This window comes from Enterococcus mundtii (genome assembly GCF_003957375.1).
Classification (GTDB): Bacteria; Bacillota; Bacilli; order Lactobacillales; family Enterococcaceae; genus Enterococcus_B; species Enterococcus_B spodopteracolus.
In genome coordinates, this window is record NZ_CP025473.1 from 389,656 (window position 1) to 407,395 (window position 17,740).

A 17,740-nucleotide genomic window follows, 5' to 3' on the forward strand; every position below is an offset into this window, starting at 1 on the left:
AGAAATAAGCGTGAAACCCAGAAAATTTCTCTTGGAATTTTTGAGGTCTCACGCTTATTTCTCCAGGAGCTACTTCACATTAGCGCCAAATAATTACTGGATCTTCTGCTTGCACGATCCTGTCAGTCTGGGATAAGAGAAAATCTACTGCGGAGGCGCCGATTTTTTTAGGGGAGAAATCAATAGTTGAAAAGGCTAATATCTCACTATATGGTAGATTTCCTTCACCTATGATGGTGAAATCTTTTTTATGAATGAATCCTGCCTGTTTCATTCCTGAAATTACACCGGCTGCTGTATCATCGCCATTGACATAGATTAACTCTGGAATAGAGGCGTGAGTTGTAATCTCTATTGCGAACGCATAGCCATCTGCATAGGTTTCGATACCAGTGAAATAGTTTTTTCCTTCAATCGCTTTTCCAAAATACGTTTCATAAGCAGTTAATTTGTTTTTGGTAGTCTGGCTTTGTGAAGCACTGCGTTTAGTAGTAAAGATGACCCTGGAAATCCCACGGGTATGCAGGGTAAGAAACAATTGATCATACGCTTTTTTTCGATCTGGATAAATCATGGCAAGGTCGTCATTGTCCATCTTTTCAGTTGAGACGATTTTTCCTTTGAAGCGAAGAGGTTCAAGTAGTTCATCATTTTTTGTTCGTGACGTCAGAATAAGACCGTCGATCATTTTTTGCTCTAGTAGTGTGTAATAGTGCCTCTCCGTCTCCTTTTCGTAATAAGTAGGGAGTAATAATACTTGATACCCTTTACTTTTTGCCTGATACAAGATACTATCCACCAATTGATTATAACAAGAACTGTTGTTAGGCAAGGTCACACCTAAAGTATAGGTTTCTCCTTTACTCAATTTTACAGCATTGCCGTTCACCACATAGTTCGTCTCTTCAATAACGGATTGGACTTTTCTTCGTAAATCATCGGACACGTAACGGTCGTTATTTATCACTCTGGAAACGGTAGATTTGGATACTCCTGACATTTTTGCGATTTCTCGAATCGTAACGATGGGATTTCCCTCCTTTTCTCTTGACTTGGGACGCGTCCCAGTAGGTATACTTTTTCTGAAAGGTGGTAATGGAATGACAATCAAAATGATCGCTGTAGATATGGATGGTACATTTTTGAATGATCAAAAGAAATACAATGAAGAACGTTTTAAGAAACTTTTTGACTTACTACAGGAAAAAGAAATAAAGTTTGTTGTAGCAAGTGGAAATCAATATTTCCAGTTGCGTTCATTCTTCCCGGATCTTTATAAAAGTATAGCATTCGTAGCAGAAAATGGGGCAAATATTTTAATTGGCGAAGACCATGTGTACAATGCAGAATTACCTCCTGAAAAAATCGTTCAGACATTAGATGTATTGGAAGAGTTAGCGCCAATGAACTTGATCTTATGTGGGAAACAGAGTGCCTATCTCTCTAACACGGTTTCTAAGGAGTTGTTTGAACGTGCAAGTTTTTACTACCCTAAGCTTGAAAAGGTAGAAGATCTATATACGTTAGCTAAGGGAGAAGATACGATTTTCAAGTTTGCTTTATCCTTCGATGAGCAAGAAGCAGTAGAAAAACTAACTGCCTTAAAGAATTCTTTAGGGGAGGGATTGATACCGGTCTCTAGTGGTCATGGAGATATCGATTTGATCATCCCTGGTGTCCACAAACTAAACGGATTACGCTTATTAGGCAAAAAATGGGGAATCAACGAGGACGAGATTGCTACGTTTGGCGATAGCGGGAATGACTTTGAAATGATCCAACAGATCAAGCACAGTTTTGCTATGGAAAATGGACAGCCCAAGATCAAAGAAGCAGCTACGACGATTATAGGATCAAATAATACAGAGGCTGTACTCGATACGATCCAAGCAATTGTAGAAGGGAAATATACGTAACTTAGTGATAGCGATTAACAAAATATTGAGCTATAAGAAATAAGGCGTCATCCACGGAAATTGTTTTTTTAATTTTTGTGGATGACGCCTTATTTTTTGAAGAGGTTACTTTTGTTCCTGCCGTTGATTCGGTTTTAGTCGGTGCAAGAGGGTTACTGTTCCAGAAACTTGTGGTACTGATTTTTTAAGTTCTGTGTTTATTTTTTGATGATCATATTGATGGCTTGTTCCATTTTTTTTGCTTGTTCCTCCACACTGTTCTCTGGATGCTCCAAGCAGTTTTTTAAATTTTCGGCAACGATCATCCCCATGACACGATCAATACTCGAACGAACAGCGCTTAATTGTGTAATGATATCCATGCACTCTTTTTCCTCGTCAATCATTTTTTGGATACCACGAATTTGTCCTTCTGTACGTCTCAAGCGATTTAGAATTGTTTTGTTGTCAATAGTCATCGTAGAACCTCCCACTCTTTTTTTGCAAATAATACCCTATAAAGGTATTATTTGCAAATGAAAACTGCAACTTTCTGAAATTAAAAGTTTTAATGGTTGACATAATCGTATTTATCGTGTTGAATATACCCAAGTAGGTATATTTTTTAAAAAAAGAGGAGAGAATGAAAATGGGATTATTTCAACTTAGTCAATCAATAACAGTAAAGGATTTGCAAGATAAATTAAAAGAAAACATCCAATTGATCGATGTTAGAACACCGACTGAATACCGAGGTGGGCATATTAAGCAAGCGGAAAATATTCCTTTACACCGTATTAGTACTTATAATGGAGATAAACAAGCACCAGTATACGTTATTTGTCAGTCAGGAATGCGTAGTAAGCAAGCGACGAAAGAATTAAAAAATCTTGGTTATCAGGCAATCAATATTCGTGGCGGGATGAATCAATGGTTTGGGGAAAAGATTGGAGGAAGATAAAAAATGAAATTTGTGATAATTGGCGGTGTTGCTGGAGGGATGTCCGCGGCCACTCGTTTAAGACGACTCCAAGAAGATGCAGAAATCGTTGTTTTTGAAAAAGGGCCCAATGTTTCTTTTGCTAATTGTGGCCTTCCTTACTATCTTTCTGGTGAAATCGATGAAAGAGAAAAGCTCTTGATCCAAACACCTGAAAGTTTAGCTGCACGCTTTCGTTTGGACGTTCGAGTGGAGCATGAAGTCACAGCGATTTTTCCAGAAACAAAAGAAGTGGAAGTTTCTCATGGAGGGGGATCCCACAAAGAATCGTATGATGCCCTTTTGCTTTCTCCAGGAGCTACACCATTTATACCTGAGATCACAGGCTTGTCTGAGGCGAAAAATGTATTTACTGTGAGAAATGTTCCAGATGTTGATGCTATCATGGAAAAATTAGAGGAACAACCTCGTAAAGCAGTAGTTATTGGCGCAGGTTTTATTGGTATCGAAGTAGCAGAAAATCTAAAAAAACGTGGACTGGATGTAACGATCGTCGAACGGACTCCGCAAGTCGTACCGACGTTGGATGAAGAGATGGCTTCTTTTGTACAAAAAGAATTAGAAAAAAATGATGTTCAAGTTTTAACAAATTGTGCCGTTACTAGTTTTGAAGAACAAGGAAACATGCTTCTTCTAGAAAATGGCGAAATGTTAGAGTCAGATTTGACGATTCTTTCGGTGGGGGTCCAACCAGATAGTCGCTTAGCTGAGATGGCAGATTTAACGTTGGGATTACGTGGCGGCATCGTTGTGGATGAGCATTATCAAACGAGTGATCCGGCAATCTTTGCAGTAGGAGATGCGATTGTCGTGAAACATCAAATCACGAAGGAACCTGCATTGATTTCTTTAGCTTCGCCTGCGAATCGACAAGGACGACAAGCTGCTGATAATATGGCCGGGCGACCACGTCTGAATCAAGGCAGCCTTGGAACGGCGATTGTTCGAGCATTTGGTCAGACAGCTGCCTCCACAGGTATCACTGAACGACAAGCAAAAAAAGCAGGTTTATCTTTTCAAGTCCTCCATGCTTCAGGTAAAGATCATGCTGGTTATTACCCTGGTGCAACGGACGTGTTGTTGAAATTGATCTTCCATCCGGAAACTGGGGAAATCTATGGAGCTCAAGGAATCGGTAAAAAAGGGATAGATAAACGAATCGATATTCTTGCGACAGCCATTAAAGGGCATTTGACAGTCTTCGACCTTCCAGAGTTAGAATTGACTTATGCACCGCCTTTTGGTTCAGCGAAAGATCCAGTAAATATGCTAGGCTATATTGCGATGAATGTCATCGAAGGATTGAGTGAGATGATACAGTGGCATGAATTGCCAGAAGAATTAGCACAAGGGAGACAATTGCTTGATGTTCGGAATAAGGAAGAATTGCAAAAAGGTTATTTCCCAAAAGCTAGCCATATCCCTTTATCTGAATTACGTCAGCGATTGGGTGAATTGGATAAAGAGCAAGAATATATCGTCAGTTGTCATAGTGGATTACGTAGCTACTTAGCAGAAAGAATCTTAAAACAAGCGGGATTCACTGTGAAAAATTTAGATGGCGCTTTTTCTCTGTACCAAGCCGTCAGACCAGATGAATTATGCTATCCTCAAGGGTAGAACTTGAGGGTATAACCGATGAGCTTTGTAAGGGAAGTAGTAAGCTTGGATGATTGTTTTTCTATTTTTAGAACTTGGGGCGCTTTTTTAGGCTATTTTTTTGAAGGATAGGAGCTGACGAATGACAACACTCCAACCTTTCATCGATACAACTAGACAGAATACGTCAATTGTTTATAGGCGATTCCTTAGTTTTTTTCTATAATGAACAACTAGTGAAAATGAAAGGGGATGGCAGAGATGCACAAAATGAAAAAAGTACTTTTTGCTGCACTGATCGCCAGCAGTTTCTTTCTTTGTCAGACAGTTCGGGCAGATTCAAGTCAGCCAGCATCAGAAACCAGTGAGTCACAGATTCAGGAGAGTCAGGAGCCGCTAAAGTCGTCACATACACCTTTTAACGAAACTGATCCATCAGATTCGACTCGCTGGGAGAAGTTGGAGCAACAACGTAAAGAAGTGGAAGATACGTTGGAACAAGCGAAACAACAACTTATCGAAAAACAAAGGGGAATCGATCAAACAGTGAACGATTTAGCAAATCAAGTAGCGAGTGATCGCGATGAGTTAGCTGATAAAGTAGCTGAAGAGCGAGAAAAAGCCGAATTAGCCAAACAAAAAATAGCATCTGCAACCCAACGGGCAACCGAAGTACAAACGGAATTGCAAGATTTAGCAACGTCTACGGTTGCGTCAGTGGATCAGACACAAGCAGATATTCAAGCAGCTCGTACGGAGATCCATGAAAAAGCAGCAGAAGCTCAAGCGGCAATGGCCGATTTCGAAGCAAGGAAAGCAGATTTGTCTGCCAGTATCGAAAGAATCAAGGCGACCTTACATTCCGCCGGAAAACAGTCGGTAGAAGCGGGGACAGTTACTGAAACAGAAACAAAAGTAGTGGAAGAACAACCCGCGAAGACATTACCAAAAACGGACGATCGTCGGTCAATTTATTTGTCAGTGATCGGTAGCTTGTGCTTGCTGGTTGTTTTTGTCGGTGCTGTGTATCAAAAAAGAGTTTGAGAGTGATATCTCAAACTCTTTTTTGTTGTTTGAAAACAATGGATTGACTATTGGTCTATATTTATTTTTTGGAAAAAATAATCGGATAATAGATTTTTCCGTTCTTTTTCGTTGTTTTTGCTGGTTTTTCAAATATATTTAATCAACACTTCCTCTTTTTTTGAATAAATGGTATACTCGTTTTATTGTTTTTAGATATTTTCTAGAAAATTTACAAAAATAACGATAAACGCTCTTTCACGAGCGGAGAGAAAATAGGAGTGGAAAGAATGAAAGCATATATGCAACGAATGGGTCGCTCATTGATGTTGCCAGTAGCAGTCTTACCAGCGGCTTCATTACTGGTTGGTCTTGCGAATTGGTTCGTAGGAGTAGGCATCAGTAATGCGGGGACGACCTTCTTAATGAATGCGGGGCTAGCGATTCTTAACCATCTTGCCCTATTGTTTGCGGTGGGTTTGGCATTGGGAATGTCAAAAGACAAAGATGGAGCAGCTGCTTTGGCAGGACTGGTCGCTTACTTGATCCCTCAAACTGTTTTATCTGCTGATTCAGTACAAGGATTATTGCATCTGGGAGATCTCACTGAAGTTAATCCAGCTTTCAATACAATGGATAACAATGTATTTGTTGGAATTGTGGCAGGATTAGTCGCTGCTGCGATGTATAATCGGTTTAGCCAAGTGAAATTACCTATGGCCTTATCCTTTTTTAGTGGGAAACGCTTAGTTCCAATCATGTCTGCCTTGAGCATGTTGGTTATTTCTGCGATATTATTATTTATTTGGCCAACTGTTTATGATGTACTGGTTTCCTTTGGGAAGGGGATTTCTCAATTAGGGTTTGTCGGTGCAGGACTATACGGTTTCTTCAATCGTTTATTGATTCCAACAGGCTTACATCATGCATTGAATTCTGTTTTTTGGTTCGATGTGGCAGGTATCAATGATATTGGGAACTTTTTAGCTGGACAACAAGCGTTAGATAGTGGAAAAGCAATGATTGGACAAACCGGTATGTATCAAGCTGGATTTTTCCCAGTCATGATGTTCGGTTTACCTGCTGGGGCCTTTGCTATTTATCAAAGTGCACGTCCAGAAAAGAAAAAACAAGTCGCTTCCTTGATGCTAGCAGCTGGTTTTGCTGCGTTCTTTACCGGTGTGACTGAACCATTAGAATTTTCATTTATGTTTGTGGCGTGGCCGTTGTATGTCATCCATGCCGTTTTTACAGGAATTTCATTAGCAATCAGTGCCTTTTTCCATTGGACAGCTGGTTTTGCTTTTAGCGCTGGTTTTGTGGATTACTTTTTGTCGTTGCAAAATCCAGTCGCCAATCAACCATTGATGTTGCTTGTTCAAGGAGTATTTTTTGCAGCTATCTATTATTTTGGCTTTCGCTTTGCCATCAACAAGTTCAATTTGATGACGCCAGGAAGAGAAACAGAAATGGGCGAAGAGACACCTGATATTGCTACGGGAACTAATGAATTTAGTCAACTAGCTGCGGTGATCTATGATGCACTAGGTGGAAAAGAAAATGTAAAAGCAATTGATAATTGTACGACACGTTTGCGCCTACAGGTAAAGGACACAGCAAAAGTAAATCAAGAAGCGATTAAACAAACTGGCGTCCCAGGGGTAAAAGTAATTGATCAAACAAATATCCAAGTCATTGTAGGTACACAGGTCCAATTTGTGGTAGACGAAATGACGAAACTCCAACAAGGTAGTAAGGTAGAGAAAGAGACTGCTACGTCCATTTCTCGCCAAGATAAGCCAGTTTCCGTTGCTAAAAATAGTAATCAAATAGTTGAACTTTATGCACCGGCGCTCGGTAAAATCATTCCGATCACTGAAGTCAGTGATCCTGTTTTTGCAGAAAAAATGATGGGTGATGGCTATGCAGTTTTGCCGGAAGCAAAGGAAATATTTACACCAATCAGTGGAACGATCACTAGTATATTTCCAACAAAACATGCGCTGGGGATCGAAACAGACAATGGGCTTGAAGTGTTGGTGCATATGGGAATCAACACCGTTGATCTACAAGGAGAACCCTTCACTCTTTATGTCAAACAAGCACAACGAGTGGAACGAGGTCAATTATTGGCAGTTGTTGACTTAGCGATGCTAGAAAAAGCAGGCAAACAAACAGATATGATCGTTGTATTTACAAATAGTGAGAAAGTTGAAAGTCTAACCATTGAAAAAAGAGCGATGGTTGAGGCAAATGAGGTGATTGGACAAGTCCAGTCATTGTGAAGCGTATGTGAGTGAAAAAAACAAGTGGAGACCCAAATTTGGCGGGTCTTCACTCGTTTTTTTTGTTTCGTTTTTGTTAAATCAATCGAACAGCTGTCCCGCTACAAGTGACCATCAACATCCCGTTATCTGAACCTAAGACTTCATAATCCATCTTCATCCCGATGATTGCGTTTGCGCCAAGTGCTTCTGCGCGTTGTGCCATTTCAGCTAATGCTTCTTCTCTTGCTGTCAATAATTCCCCTTCGTAACTTTTTGAGCGTCCGCCAAAAACGTTACGAATCCCTGCACCCAAATCTTTTAAGACGTTGATTCCCGTAATGACTTCACCAAAAACAATTCCCTCATAAGACTCAATGACTTGATGTTCTACGCTATTGGTTGTTGTAATGATCATTTTGATCACTCCTTTCTTTAAGGAAAGTATAGCAAATATCTCTTTTTCGTCCTATCTTTATCTTCATGTAAATAAAAAACTATCGTTCATTATATCGCATTATTTCCATTACCCATAGGAGTTGATATATACTTAATATAGCGCTAAGAAAACCCTTACAAAAAAAGGGGGATGAACTGAAGGAGGAGAATTCGTTGAAGAAAAGTATCTTATTGCTTTCTCATAGTAAGAAGGTCACAGACGGCATCAAAGAGATGATTGAACAAATGCAACAAACTGATGACGTAGAAGTATTATCACTTGGCGGAATCGAAGAGGGAGAACTGGGTTCTGATCCGATGAAGATCGTTGATGCTGTCAATCAATCAGCCGATTCATCTGCTTATTTTGTCTTTGCTGATCTTGGTAGCGCAGTGATGAATTCAGAAATGGCAAAAGATTTATTGGAGGAATCTCAACAAAAAAACTACTACTTGGTGGATGCCCCTTAGTAGAAGGAGCCTTTGCGGCTGCTATTACAGCAGGAACAACCGACAATATCGAACAAATCATAGAAGAAGCACGACAAGCAGGGAAGAAAGGGTGGATGTAAATTGAAAAAAATCATGAATGAACCTGGGGATATCGTAGAAGAAATGCTAGAAGGGATCGTAAAGAGTTATCCAGAACTAGTACATCGTGTAGAAGCTTCTCGTGTAATTGCGAAAAATCAGTTGAACGAACAAGTTGGGTTAGTTTCTGGAGGTGGTAGTGGACATGAACCAGCTCACGCAGGTTTTGTCGGAGATGGTATGTTAAGTGCAGCAGTCTTGGGGGATGTTTTTACCTCACCGACACCTGATCAAATCCAACTAGCGATCAAAGAAGCAGATCAAGGTCAAGGTGTGTTATTGATCGTCAAAAACTATACTGGAGATATATTGAATTTTGAAATGGCAAAAGAGTTAGCTGCTATGGATGGGATTGACGTCGAAGAAGTAGTGGTCGATGATGATATCGCGGTAGAAAATAGCACGTATACGGCAGGGAAGCGTGGCGTAGCGGGGACTATTCTTGTTCATAAGATTTTAGGAGATGCTGCCAAAAATGGCGCGAGCTTGACTCAACTGAAGGAATTAGGAGAGCAAGTAGTTGCTGCGACCAAAACAATTGGTGTCGCATTACGGGCTGCGACTGTCCCAGAAGTAGGAAAGCCTGGTTTTGACCTAAATGAAGATGAGATCGAATACGGCGTAGGGATTCATGGCGAACCAGGTTATCGTCGAGAAAAACTGCAACCCTCTAAATTATTAGCGAAAGAGTTAGTCATGAAAATTTTGAGTGAGTATACTGAAACACCCAAAGAAGTCGGTGTCTTAGTGAATGGGATGGGTGGTACACCATTGATGGAACAATTTGTATTCATGAATGATGTGTTGGCGTTATTGAGTGAAGAACAGGTGGATGTTACTTTCCATAAAGTCGGTGATTTGATGACTTCATTGGATATGCAAGGACTATCATTAACAATGGTTGACTTAACAGAAACCACTTGGAAAGCTGCTTTAACAAGTCACGTAAAAACGATAGCATGGTAAAGGATGATGAAAATGAAGTTGACGGTAAAAGAGATCCAAGCATGGCTTAACCGCTTTGCTGAAGAGATCAAAGAGAAAAAAGCGTATCTAAGTGATTTAGATACCCCCATTGGCGATGGGGATCATGGGAATAATATGGGAAGAGGTGTGACAGCCTATGAAGTAGCTTTTCAACAGGGGGCACCTGACACTATTAGTGATACGTTCAAGATGTTCTCTATGGCGATGATTTCTAAAGTGGGAGGCGCTTCGGGTCCTCTTTACGGTTCTGCGTTTATGAACTTGATGAAAGCGACAAAAGGAGTAGAGCAGATCGATTCACAGGAACAATTAGGTGAGATCATCCGTGAAGGAGCGAACGGCATCCAAGCAAGAGGAAAAGCGGAACAAGAAGATAAAACCATGTTAGATGTTTGGTTCCCTGTAGCTGAAGCACTAACCGCAGGCAATCTGACGAAAGAAGTAATTGAGCAAGCAAAAGAACACACAGCAGAATTAGTCGCGAAAAAAGGACGTGCTTCTTATTTAGGTGAACGTTCAATCGGACATATTGATCCTGGTGCGGCATCTAGTGCCATCTTGTTTACTACGTTATTAGAAATAATCGACGAAATATAAAAGGTGGGTGAAAAAAGTTTCTAACCTAGGGAAAAGGAGGTTATGACAGAAGTATCTAGCTCCGAGAAATAAGTCGAGAGACTCGAAAATTGTTCGTCAAATTTTTGAGATTCTTGGCTTATTTCTGAAGGGATTGCTTCTGGAACACTGTTTACAAGAGGTTGTGAAAGGCGCGATCAGCACAGAGGCATAAGAAAGAAAAATAGAAAATGGTTCTTTCATTTTTTATTTTTTATTCCTTCTTTCTAAAATAATTTTTAATACCTATAACAATATAACAGCTGTTTGAATTATTAACGTAACGACAATTATGTAATTAAAATAATGGTACATGCAAGATGCGTGCAATAAGAAAAACATTTTCAACAAATCGAGCGGTAAATGCCCCTATATTCTAGCGATGGAATCAATAAAGGCTTCTTCAATTCAATCAATTTCCGCCTATTTCAAGATTAAAAAGCGACGTTATTTTTTGTCGTTCGAATGATCAAGAAAAATTTTTTTGTTGACAAAAAAAACAGTGCGTTCTAAGATAGGAGATAGATGAATAAGGAATTAGACGATGAATAAAACGAAGTAGTGGGTAAAGCCAATGTTTCAGAAAGCTAGTGGTTGCTGTGAACTAGTACATGCTTTAGCGCGAATTACATTTTAGGAGTCTATGGCATGAAGCCACGCGACAGCGTTAAATGTTAGAGAGATATGTTTGGGAAACAAGCATATAATTTGGGTGGTACCGCGAATTTTCGTCCCTTGACTTGATTGTCAAGGGATTTTTTTGTTGTCTGCCCGTTAATAAATGACATGCTGGCAGGGACCTGCTTTCATAAAAAAGATATGGAGGGAAATGTTATGAATATTATTGATGAATTAACTTGGCGTGATGCCATTAACCAACAAACCAACGAAGAAAGACTTCGCGAGCTTGTTGAAGAAAAGAGTATCTCGCTTTACTGTGGTGTCGATCCAACAGGAGATTCGATGCATATTGGGCATTTGATCCCGTTTATGATGATGAAAAGATTCCAATTAGCAGGGCATCATCCATACATCTTGATTGGTGGAGGAACTGGAACGATCGGTGACCCAAGTGGACGTACAAGTGAACGTGTTTTACAAACGATGGAACAAGTCCAACATAATGTGGATGCACTAACGAACCAAATGCGTAAACTGTTTGGGAAAGATGCCAACATCACATTCGTGAACAACTATGACTGGTTATCAAATATTTCTTTATTAGAATTTTTAAGAGACTACGGAAAGAATTTCAACATCAATACGATGTTAGCAAAAGATATCGTGGCAAGTCGTTTGGAAGTCGGAATTTCATTTACCGAATTTACTTACCAAATCTTGCAATCGATCGACTTCTTGCACTTACACAGAACATACGATGTGCAATTACAGATCGGTGGAGCTGACCAATGGGGAAACATCACTGCTGGTTTAGATCTGATTCGTAAATTGGAAGGACCAGAAGCGGAAGCCTTTGGGTTGACGATTCCATTGATGCTAAAAGCAGATGGAACAAAGTTCGGAAAAACTGCCGGTGGGGCAATCTGGCTAGATCCTGAAAAAACATCCCCTTACGAATTCTACCAATTCTGGTTGAATCAAGATGATCGGGATGTTGTGAAATACTTGAAATTCTTTACTTTCTTATCACAAGAAGAAATCAATGAATTAGCGAAAAAAGTGGAGACAGAACCTGAAAAACGTGAAGCACAACGCCGTTTAGCAGAAGAAGTGACACGTTTTGTCCACAGCGAAGAAGACTTACAAGAAGCGCAAAAAATCACAGCTGCATTGTTCTCTGGAAATATCAAAGAACTAAATGCGTCAGAAATCGAACAAGGCTTTGGAAACATGCCGAATGTAGAGATTTCAAGTACCCCTGAAAATATCGTGGAACTACTTGTTTCCACAAAAATCGAGCCATCAAAACGTCAAGCGCGTGAAGATGTGTCGAACGGAGCTATAAGTATTAACGGTGATCGCGTAACCGATTTAAATTTTGTCATTGATCCAGCTACAGAATTTGATGGTAAATTCGTAGTGATCAGAAAAGGGAAAAAACGCTACTTTTTGGCCAAAGTAGTTGATTAGAATTTAGTAATTTTTTACCTTGTAAAAGGTCTATTCCATTACAAAATTCCAATTTTTGAAACTTATCCTAATAGTTACGTCGGTTGTCGTTAATACAATCATGAGGAGGGAATTTACATTTGTAAATTCCCTCCTTTTTTTAATTTTTATTAATTGTACCAACAATTCAAACAATTAAAAACATTAAAATGAAATGAGAAAAATAGAAAAAGTGATATTTACAGAAATAAAAAACAGGTGTAATCTAAGCCTCGACAAAATTTAAAAAATTATTTTAGGAGGGTTTCTAAATGGAATCAAAGGTAAATGATTTAAATTTAAATGCACTATTCATTGGAGACAAAGCAGAGAATGGCCAAATCTATAAAGCTTTGTTAAATGAATTAGTGGACGAACACTTAGGATGGCGTCAAAATTATATGCCACAAGATATGCCGATCATTACGCCGGAAGAAAAAAGCAGTGAAAGCTTTGCGCACACGATCAATAAAACAAAAGATGTGTTAGCTGAAATCTCTACGCGGATGCGCACACACTCTGTCCCATGGCATAATGCAGGTCGTTATTGGGGTCATATGAACTCTGAAACATTGATGCCATCGTTATTAGCCTATAATTTTGCGATGTTATGGAATGGAAATAACGTCGCATATGAATCTTCTCCAGCAACAAGTCAAATGGAAGAAGAAGTCGGAATGGAATTTGCTACATTGATGGGGTACAAAAATGGCTGGGGCCATATCGTGGCAGATGGCTCGTTAGCAAATTTAGAAGGTCTTTGGTATGCCCGTAACATCAAATCTTTACCCCTTGCGATGAAAGAAGTGACACCTGAATTGGTTTCAGGTCAAACAGATTGGGAATTAATGAATCTTTCAACTCGGGAAATCATCGATCTGTTAGATCAAGTGCCAGAAAAAATCGATGAGATCAAAGCACATTCTGCACGCAGTGGAAAACATCTTCAACAATTAGGTAAATGGTTAGTCCCACAAACAAAACACTATTCTTGGTTGAAGGCAGCAGATATTATTGGTGTCGGTCTAGATCAAGTCATCCCAGTACCTGTTGATCATAATTATCGCATGGATATCAATGAACTTGAAGCAATCATCCGTGAGTTGGCTGCTGAACAAATCCCAGTATTAGGCGTTGTAGGAGTTGTTGGTTCTACCGAAGAAGGAGCAATTGATGAAATCGACAAAATCGTTGCATTACGTCGGGAGCTAGAAAAAGAAGGCATTTACTTCTATCTACACGTCGACGCTGCTTACGGTGGTTACGGACGTGCGATCTTCCTTGATGAAAACAATGAATTCATCCCATTTGACCAATTGAAAGAAGTACACGCAAAACATCATGTCTTCACAGAAAATAAAGATTATCTTTTAGAAGAAGTACATCGCGCGTATCAAGCAATTGAAGAAGCAGAATCAGTAACGATCGATCCACATAAAATGGGCTATGTTCCTTACTCTGCTGGGGGAATTGTAATCAAAGACATTCGTATGCGTGATGTGATCTCTTACTTTGCAACGTACGTATTTGAAAAAGGTGCAGATATCCCAGCATTGCTTGGTGCTTATATCCTAGAAGGATCAAAAGCTGGAGCAACTGCCGCAAGTGTTTGGGCAGCACATCATGTACTACCGCTTAATGTGACTGGTTATGGCAAATTGATGGGCGCATCAATTGAAGGCGCACATCGTTTCTTCCACTTCTTGAACAATTTAACCTTCAAAGTAGGGGATAAAGAAATCGAAGTGCATCCATTGACTTATCCGGATTTCAATATGGTCGATTACGTATTCAAAGAAAAAGGCAATAATGATCTGGTAGCAATGAACCAATTGAATCATGATGTATATGATTATTCTTCTTATGTCAAAGGAAGCATCTATGGCAATGAATTCTTGACATCCCATACAGACTTTGCAATTCCAGATTATGGCAACAGCCCATTACAATTTGTAAAACAATTAGGATTTACAGAAGAAGAATGGGAACGTGCTGGAAAAGTCACAGTCTTGCGTGCCAGTGTCATGACGCCTTATATGAATAAAGCAGAACATTTTGAAGAATATGCAGAAAAAATCAAAGCAGCGCTTCAAAGCAAACTAGAAAAAATCTATGCAGATCAGTTAGTGGCAAACGAAACAAAATAAATGTAAATCTTTTTATGAACGAAGAGAAAGTAAGTAGAATGGGCGCTCATTTCTCGTTCAAAACGAATAATGAGCCTCCTTTCTCTTATTGAATAATTCATGTTGACGTGCCTTTGAAGCTTGATGATCCAAGCAAAGAATACTCAAAGCACAAGTTGGCCATACGTTTGCTTTTAGTTGCTGTTAATGAAAAGTTTCAAAGACACGCCTATTTATTTATGAATAAGGAGAGTGTCAAAATTGAGTAAAGCTCAAGTTAGTAAAATGGGGCTAGGAACATTCATTGGGTTGACCATGGCGTTATGTGCCACTGTTCGTAGTATCCCAACATTGTCAGCTGTTGGTTGGACATTGATTTTTTACACGATTTTTGCCGTCTTGTTTTTTGCTGGACCCCTTTCAATGATTTCTGGGGAATTATCAACGATGCTGCCACAAGAAGGAGGCCCACAACTTTGGGTCAAAACAGCTCTAGGTAGTAAATGGGGATTTGTCGTTGCATGGTTACTTTGGGTGCAAATGTTCCCAGGAATGGTCATGGTCGCTTCTACCTTAGGTCCATTATTAGGGAATACGTTTGGGAACGCCGCTCTTGGCAACAATCACTATTTCGTTTTAGGGTGTATCTTAGTCATTTACTGGATCATCACCTTGCTCAACTTGAAGTTTGACATGGCGAAAGTTGGCGGGAATATTGGTGTTTGGTTGGGCGTTTATATTCCTGTGGTGATCATGTTTATTTTGGGGATCTTAGCGTTTTTCAAAGTGGGACTTGTTTCAAATGGCTATCTGGGGGATTTTTCATGGTCGAAAGCATTGCCTGATCTACAACACAGTGATTCATTGAAATATTTAGCAGGGATCACATTTATTTTTGTGGGAATCGAAATGAGCTCAGTGTATATGCCTCGTTTGAAAGATGCAACGAAGAACTATACTAAAGGGGTCTTTATTGCATTGATCGGACTAGTGTTATTGAATGTCATCAATGCCTTGTTTGTTGCAAATGTCGTCCCAGAAGGAACAATGGAATTGGCAAACATCACACAACCAGTATTGATCTATTGTGATATTTTAGGATTACCAACGTTCATCGGTAATATCTTCAGCTTTATGGTCTTTATTGGTGTGTTACTACAATTGTCTGCTTGGGTAACTGGACCTTCTAAAACGATCATCCAAGTAGCACGTGAAGGATTCTTACCACCAAAATTTGGCTTCCATAAAGAAAATGAATATGGTGTTTCAAGAAATGTGGTATTGACGCAATCAGTAGTTATTTCCCTCTTTGCGTTACTTTATGGCGTCATGGATGATGTAAGTGCGGTCTTTCTTACATTGACGAATGCAACCACTGTGATTTATTGTATCGTCTATCTGTTGATTGCTATATCTTTAGTGAAAATGAGAACTAGCCATCCAGAATTGCCTCGTCCTTATCGAATCGGTAAAAAAGGAAATGGCTTTGCGTGGCTGGTTAGCTGTATGCTGATGTTGGCAATTATCGCCGTTGTTGTTTCAACGTTAGGAACTTCAACGTTAGCGGATGCATTGCTTGTTGCGGTCATCGCGATCGTGATGTTTGTTATTCCGCTGATCATCAATCACGTGAAGAAAACAACCTGGTTGACTGAGGTTGAAGCAGACTTAAAAGAATAGTGGGGGAAACTCCCTCTTAGAGGATATAAAACAACACCTATGAAGAACTATTTTCTTCGTAGGTGTTGTTTTTCTTAAAAAATCAAGAGCAAAAAAATAGAGCCGTCTCAACTTTTGGCCAAGTAGACGTGCTCTAAAGCTCCTATCGATGCCATCCGCTTTGAACGGACTACAGGGGGCATGTTAACGCATACCTATTTACCCACGTTATAAGGGATTTTTAGAAAAAATGGAAGAGATTTCATTTTTTTGATTATTTCTAATTAACTACAAATTTGGACTTATCGTTAGTGGATCAGTTGATTACTAGTAAAAATAAATAGCAAAGTATCTTTTGTCCTAAGACAAGATGCTTTGCTATTTTTTTTTGATTCGCCTAGGAATGGCTACCCTATTTTTCTTTCAATGGAACGACCGTTTCTCGTTTGATCAAACGATGGGGGATCACTAAGCGTACACCATTGCTCACTTCTTCATGGATCAGTTCTTGCAATTTTTGCATCGCGACTCGACCTAACTCAGAGATATCGATGTCGATACTTGTTAAGTAAGGATGCATCAATGTAGAAAAAATCGAGTTATTGAAGCTGATCATCGAAAGGGTTTCCGGGATGATATAGCCATACATTTGGGCGAGTTGCATCGTGCGTAAAGCAAAAATATCATCGATAACAACTAGCGCTGTCGCTTCAGCTTTTTTTAAGATCGTGTCAAAATCTAAGTAATCTTCAGCCTGTTCCAAAGTCACACTTGGTTGGGCACTCAGTCCTGCTAACATCATCGCTTTTTGATAACCGAAATAGCGTTCAAAGTATAAACTTTCATGTGTTGTATTGGTCACGAAAAGAATATTTTTATGGCCATTATCGATCAAAAATTCGGTGGCTTGTTTTCCTAATAGTTGATTGTCGTTATCAATGTAGATGATTTCGTTCTCATGATGATACGGTTGTCCGATCAGTGTGAACGGAATCTGTTGTTCATAAAGGTAATCGATGACTGGATCGTCACTATCGGAGTAGACTAGGATAAAACCATCAACTTGTTTTTGTAAATGCATACGCTGAACGTTCTCTAATAAGACGTCGAAACTTTTTGCGGTAGCAATAGCTGTTGTTACACCGTGATGTCGTGCTTCTTCGTTGATTGCTTCCATGATTTCTAAATAAAACGGGTTGCCAAGACGCTCTTTGGAATCGAGTGGTGGAAGAATGACACCTACAGCGCTTGATACACGTTTACCAAGATTTCTCGCTGTGATATTGGGAACATATCCTAGTTCATCCATGATTTTTCGTACTTTCTTTTTCGTTGTTTCGGAAATACTTGGATGGTCATTGATCACGCGAGAAACAGTAGATGTCGCTACGCCTGCTTTTTTTGCAACATCTTTCACTGTAATTGCCATAAGTT

14 protein-coding genes, 1 pseudogene and 1 other annotated feature are annotated in these 17,740 nt (G+C 39.5%); of the genes and pseudogenes, 11 read left to right on the forward strand and 4 right to left on the reverse strand.

Going from position 1 to position 17,740, the window contains the following annotated elements; genetic code table 11:
* Nucleotides 1-79: 79 nt before the first annotated feature.
* A complete protein-coding gene (locus CYK55_RS02205; protein WP_034690119.1) occupies nt 80-1,027 on the reverse strand; it encodes a LacI family DNA-binding transcriptional regulator in 948 nt (315 codons plus the stop codon).
* A gap of 73 nt (nt 1,028-1,100) precedes the next feature.
* Here CYK55_RS02205 and CYK55_RS02210 point away from each other — a divergent pair, with 73 nt between their 5' ends.
* Entirely contained in the window at nt 1,101-1,916 is an 816-nt protein-coding gene (locus CYK55_RS02210) for a Cof-type HAD-IIB family hydrolase (protein WP_034690111.1), read from the forward strand.
* A gap of 197 nt (nt 1,917-2,113) precedes the next feature.
* On the opposite strand, the gene CYK55_RS02215 is transcribed toward CYK55_RS02210, so the two are convergent.
* Entirely contained in the window at nt 2,114-2,374 is a 261-nt protein-coding gene (locus CYK55_RS02215; protein WP_010736403.1) for a metal-sensitive transcriptional regulator, read from the reverse strand.
* 170 nt (nt 2,375-2,544) lie between these two features.
* Between CYK55_RS02215 and CYK55_RS02220 the strand changes: the two genes are divergently transcribed.
* From CYK55_RS02220 to nagE, 4 genes are all read left to right on the forward strand, one after another.
* Nucleotides 2,545-2,856: a rhodanese-like domain-containing protein gene (locus CYK55_RS02220; RefSeq protein ID WP_034690109.1), complete on the forward strand. Its 312-nt coding sequence runs from the start codon at nt 2,545-2,547 to the stop codon at nt 2,854-2,856.
* Nucleotides 2,857-2,859: 3 nt separating this feature from the next.
* Nucleotides 2,860-4,515 carry an FAD-dependent oxidoreductase gene (locus CYK55_RS02225; protein WP_034690108.1) on the forward strand — a complete coding sequence of 552 codons (1,656 nt, stop codon included), beginning with the start codon at nt 2,860-2,862 and terminating at the stop codon, nt 4,513-4,515.
* Nucleotides 4,516-4,755: 240 nt separating this feature from the next.
* Nucleotides 4,756-5,538: a hypothetical protein gene (locus CYK55_RS02230; RefSeq protein WP_126133872.1), complete on the forward strand. Its 783-nt coding sequence runs from the start codon at nt 4,756-4,758 to the stop codon at nt 5,536-5,538.
* A 269-nt stretch (nt 5,539-5,807) separates the two neighbouring features.
* Complete coding sequence (gene nagE / locus CYK55_RS02235) at nt 5,808-7,802, forward strand: N-acetylglucosamine-specific PTS transporter subunit IIBC (RefSeq protein ID WP_126133873.1); 1,995 nt, start codon at nt 5,808-5,810, stop codon at nt 7,800-7,802.
* A gap of 76 nt (nt 7,803-7,878) precedes the next feature.
* Here nagE and CYK55_RS02240 read toward each other — a convergent pair whose 3' ends face one another.
* The gene (locus CYK55_RS02240) at nt 7,879-8,199 is read right to left on the reverse strand and encodes a heavy metal-binding domain-containing protein (protein WP_019722737.1); all 321 of its coding nucleotides are present in this window, start codon (nt 8,197-8,199) and stop codon (nt 7,879-7,881) included.
* 194 nt (nt 8,200-8,393) lie between these two features.
* Here CYK55_RS02240 and dhaM point away from each other — a divergent pair.
* The 6 genes and pseudogenes from dhaM to tyrP all read left to right on the forward strand — a co-directional run bounded on the left by dhaM (nt 8,394) and on the right by tyrP (nt 16,327).
* Nucleotides 8,394-8,791 (forward strand): annotated as a pseudogene (gene dhaM, locus CYK55_RS02245) (dihydroxyacetone kinase phosphoryl donor subunit DhaM).
* Between the two features lies 1 nt (nt 8,792).
* The gene (gene dhaK, locus CYK55_RS02250; RefSeq protein ID WP_034690104.1) at nt 8,793-9,776 is read left to right on the forward strand and encodes a dihydroxyacetone kinase subunit DhaK; all 984 of its coding nucleotides are present in this window, start codon (nt 8,793-8,795) and stop codon (nt 9,774-9,776) included.
* A 12-nt stretch (nt 9,777-9,788) separates the two neighbouring features.
* On the forward strand, nt 9,789-10,394 hold the full coding sequence (gene dhaL / locus CYK55_RS02255; protein ID WP_034690103.1) for a dihydroxyacetone kinase subunit DhaL: 606 nt from the start codon (nt 9,789-9,791) through the stop codon (nt 10,392-10,394).
* 553 nt (nt 10,395-10,947) lie between these two features.
* Nucleotides 10,948-11,151: a binding site (T-box leader), on the forward strand.
* Nucleotides 11,152-11,246: 95 nt separating this feature from the next.
* Entirely contained in the window at nt 11,247-12,503 is a 1,257-nt protein-coding gene (tyrS, locus tag CYK55_RS02260) for a tyrosine--tRNA ligase (RefSeq protein WP_034690101.1), read from the forward strand.
* Nucleotides 12,504-12,793: 290 nt separating this feature from the next.
* Nucleotides 12,794-14,668 carry a tyrosine decarboxylase gene (gene tdc, locus CYK55_RS02265; RefSeq protein ID WP_034690099.1) on the forward strand — a complete coding sequence of 625 codons (1,875 nt, stop codon included), beginning with the start codon at nt 12,794-12,796 and terminating at the stop codon, nt 14,666-14,668.
* 240 nt (nt 14,669-14,908) lie between these two features.
* Nucleotides 14,909-16,327 (forward strand): tyrosine-tyramine antiporter, encoded by a 1,419-nt coding sequence (gene tyrP, locus CYK55_RS02270; RefSeq protein ID WP_034690097.1) that lies wholly within the window; start codon nt 14,909-14,911, stop codon nt 16,325-16,327.
* 391 nt (nt 16,328-16,718) lie between these two features.
* Here the strand turns inward: tyrP and CYK55_RS02275 are convergent, their stop codons facing one another.
* Nucleotides 16,719-17,735 (reverse strand): LacI family DNA-binding transcriptional regulator, encoded by a 1,017-nt coding sequence (locus CYK55_RS02275; protein ID WP_034690095.1) that lies wholly within the window; start codon nt 17,733-17,735, stop codon nt 16,719-16,721.
* Nucleotides 17,736-17,740: the final 5 nt, after the last annotated feature.

What these genes read in the sequence shown, in the direction of transcription:
- CYK55_RS02210 (WP_034690111.1), top strand. Translation starts at nt 1,101, where the DNA reads ATGACAATCAAAATGATCGCTGTAGATATGGATGGTACATTTTTGAAT.
- CYK55_RS02215 (WP_010736403.1), bottom strand. Translation starts at nt 2,374, where the DNA reads ATGACTATTGACAACAAAACAATTCTAAATCGCTTGAGACGTACAGAA.
- CYK55_RS02220 (WP_034690109.1), top strand. Translation starts at nt 2,545, where the DNA reads ATGGGATTATTTCAACTTAGTCAATCAATAACAGTAAAGGATTTGCAA.
- CYK55_RS02225 (WP_034690108.1), top strand. Translation starts at nt 2,860, where the DNA reads ATGAAATTTGTGATAATTGGCGGTGTTGCTGGAGGGATGTCCGCGGCC.
- CYK55_RS02230 (WP_126133872.1), top strand. Translation starts at nt 4,756, where the DNA reads ATGCACAAAATGAAAAAAGTACTTTTTGCTGCACTGATCGCCAGCAGT.
- nagE (WP_126133873.1), top strand. Translation starts at nt 5,808, where the DNA reads ATGAAAGCATATATGCAACGAATGGGTCGCTCATTGATGTTGCCAGTA.
- CYK55_RS02240 (WP_019722737.1), bottom strand. Translation starts at nt 8,199, where the DNA reads ATGATCATTACAACAACCAATAGCGTAGAACATCAAGTCATTGAGTCT.
- dhaL (WP_034690103.1), top strand. Translation starts at nt 9,789, where the DNA reads ATGAAGTTGACGGTAAAAGAGATCCAAGCATGGCTTAACCGCTTTGCT.
- tyrS (WP_034690101.1), top strand. Translation starts at nt 11,247, where the DNA reads ATGAATATTATTGATGAATTAACTTGGCGTGATGCCATTAACCAACAA.
- tdc (WP_034690099.1), top strand. Translation starts at nt 12,794, where the DNA reads ATGGAATCAAAGGTAAATGATTTAAATTTAAATGCACTATTCATTGGA.
- CYK55_RS02275 (WP_034690095.1), bottom strand. Translation starts at nt 17,735, where the DNA reads ATGGCAATTACAGTGAAAGATGTTGCAAAAAAAGCAGGCGTAGCGACA.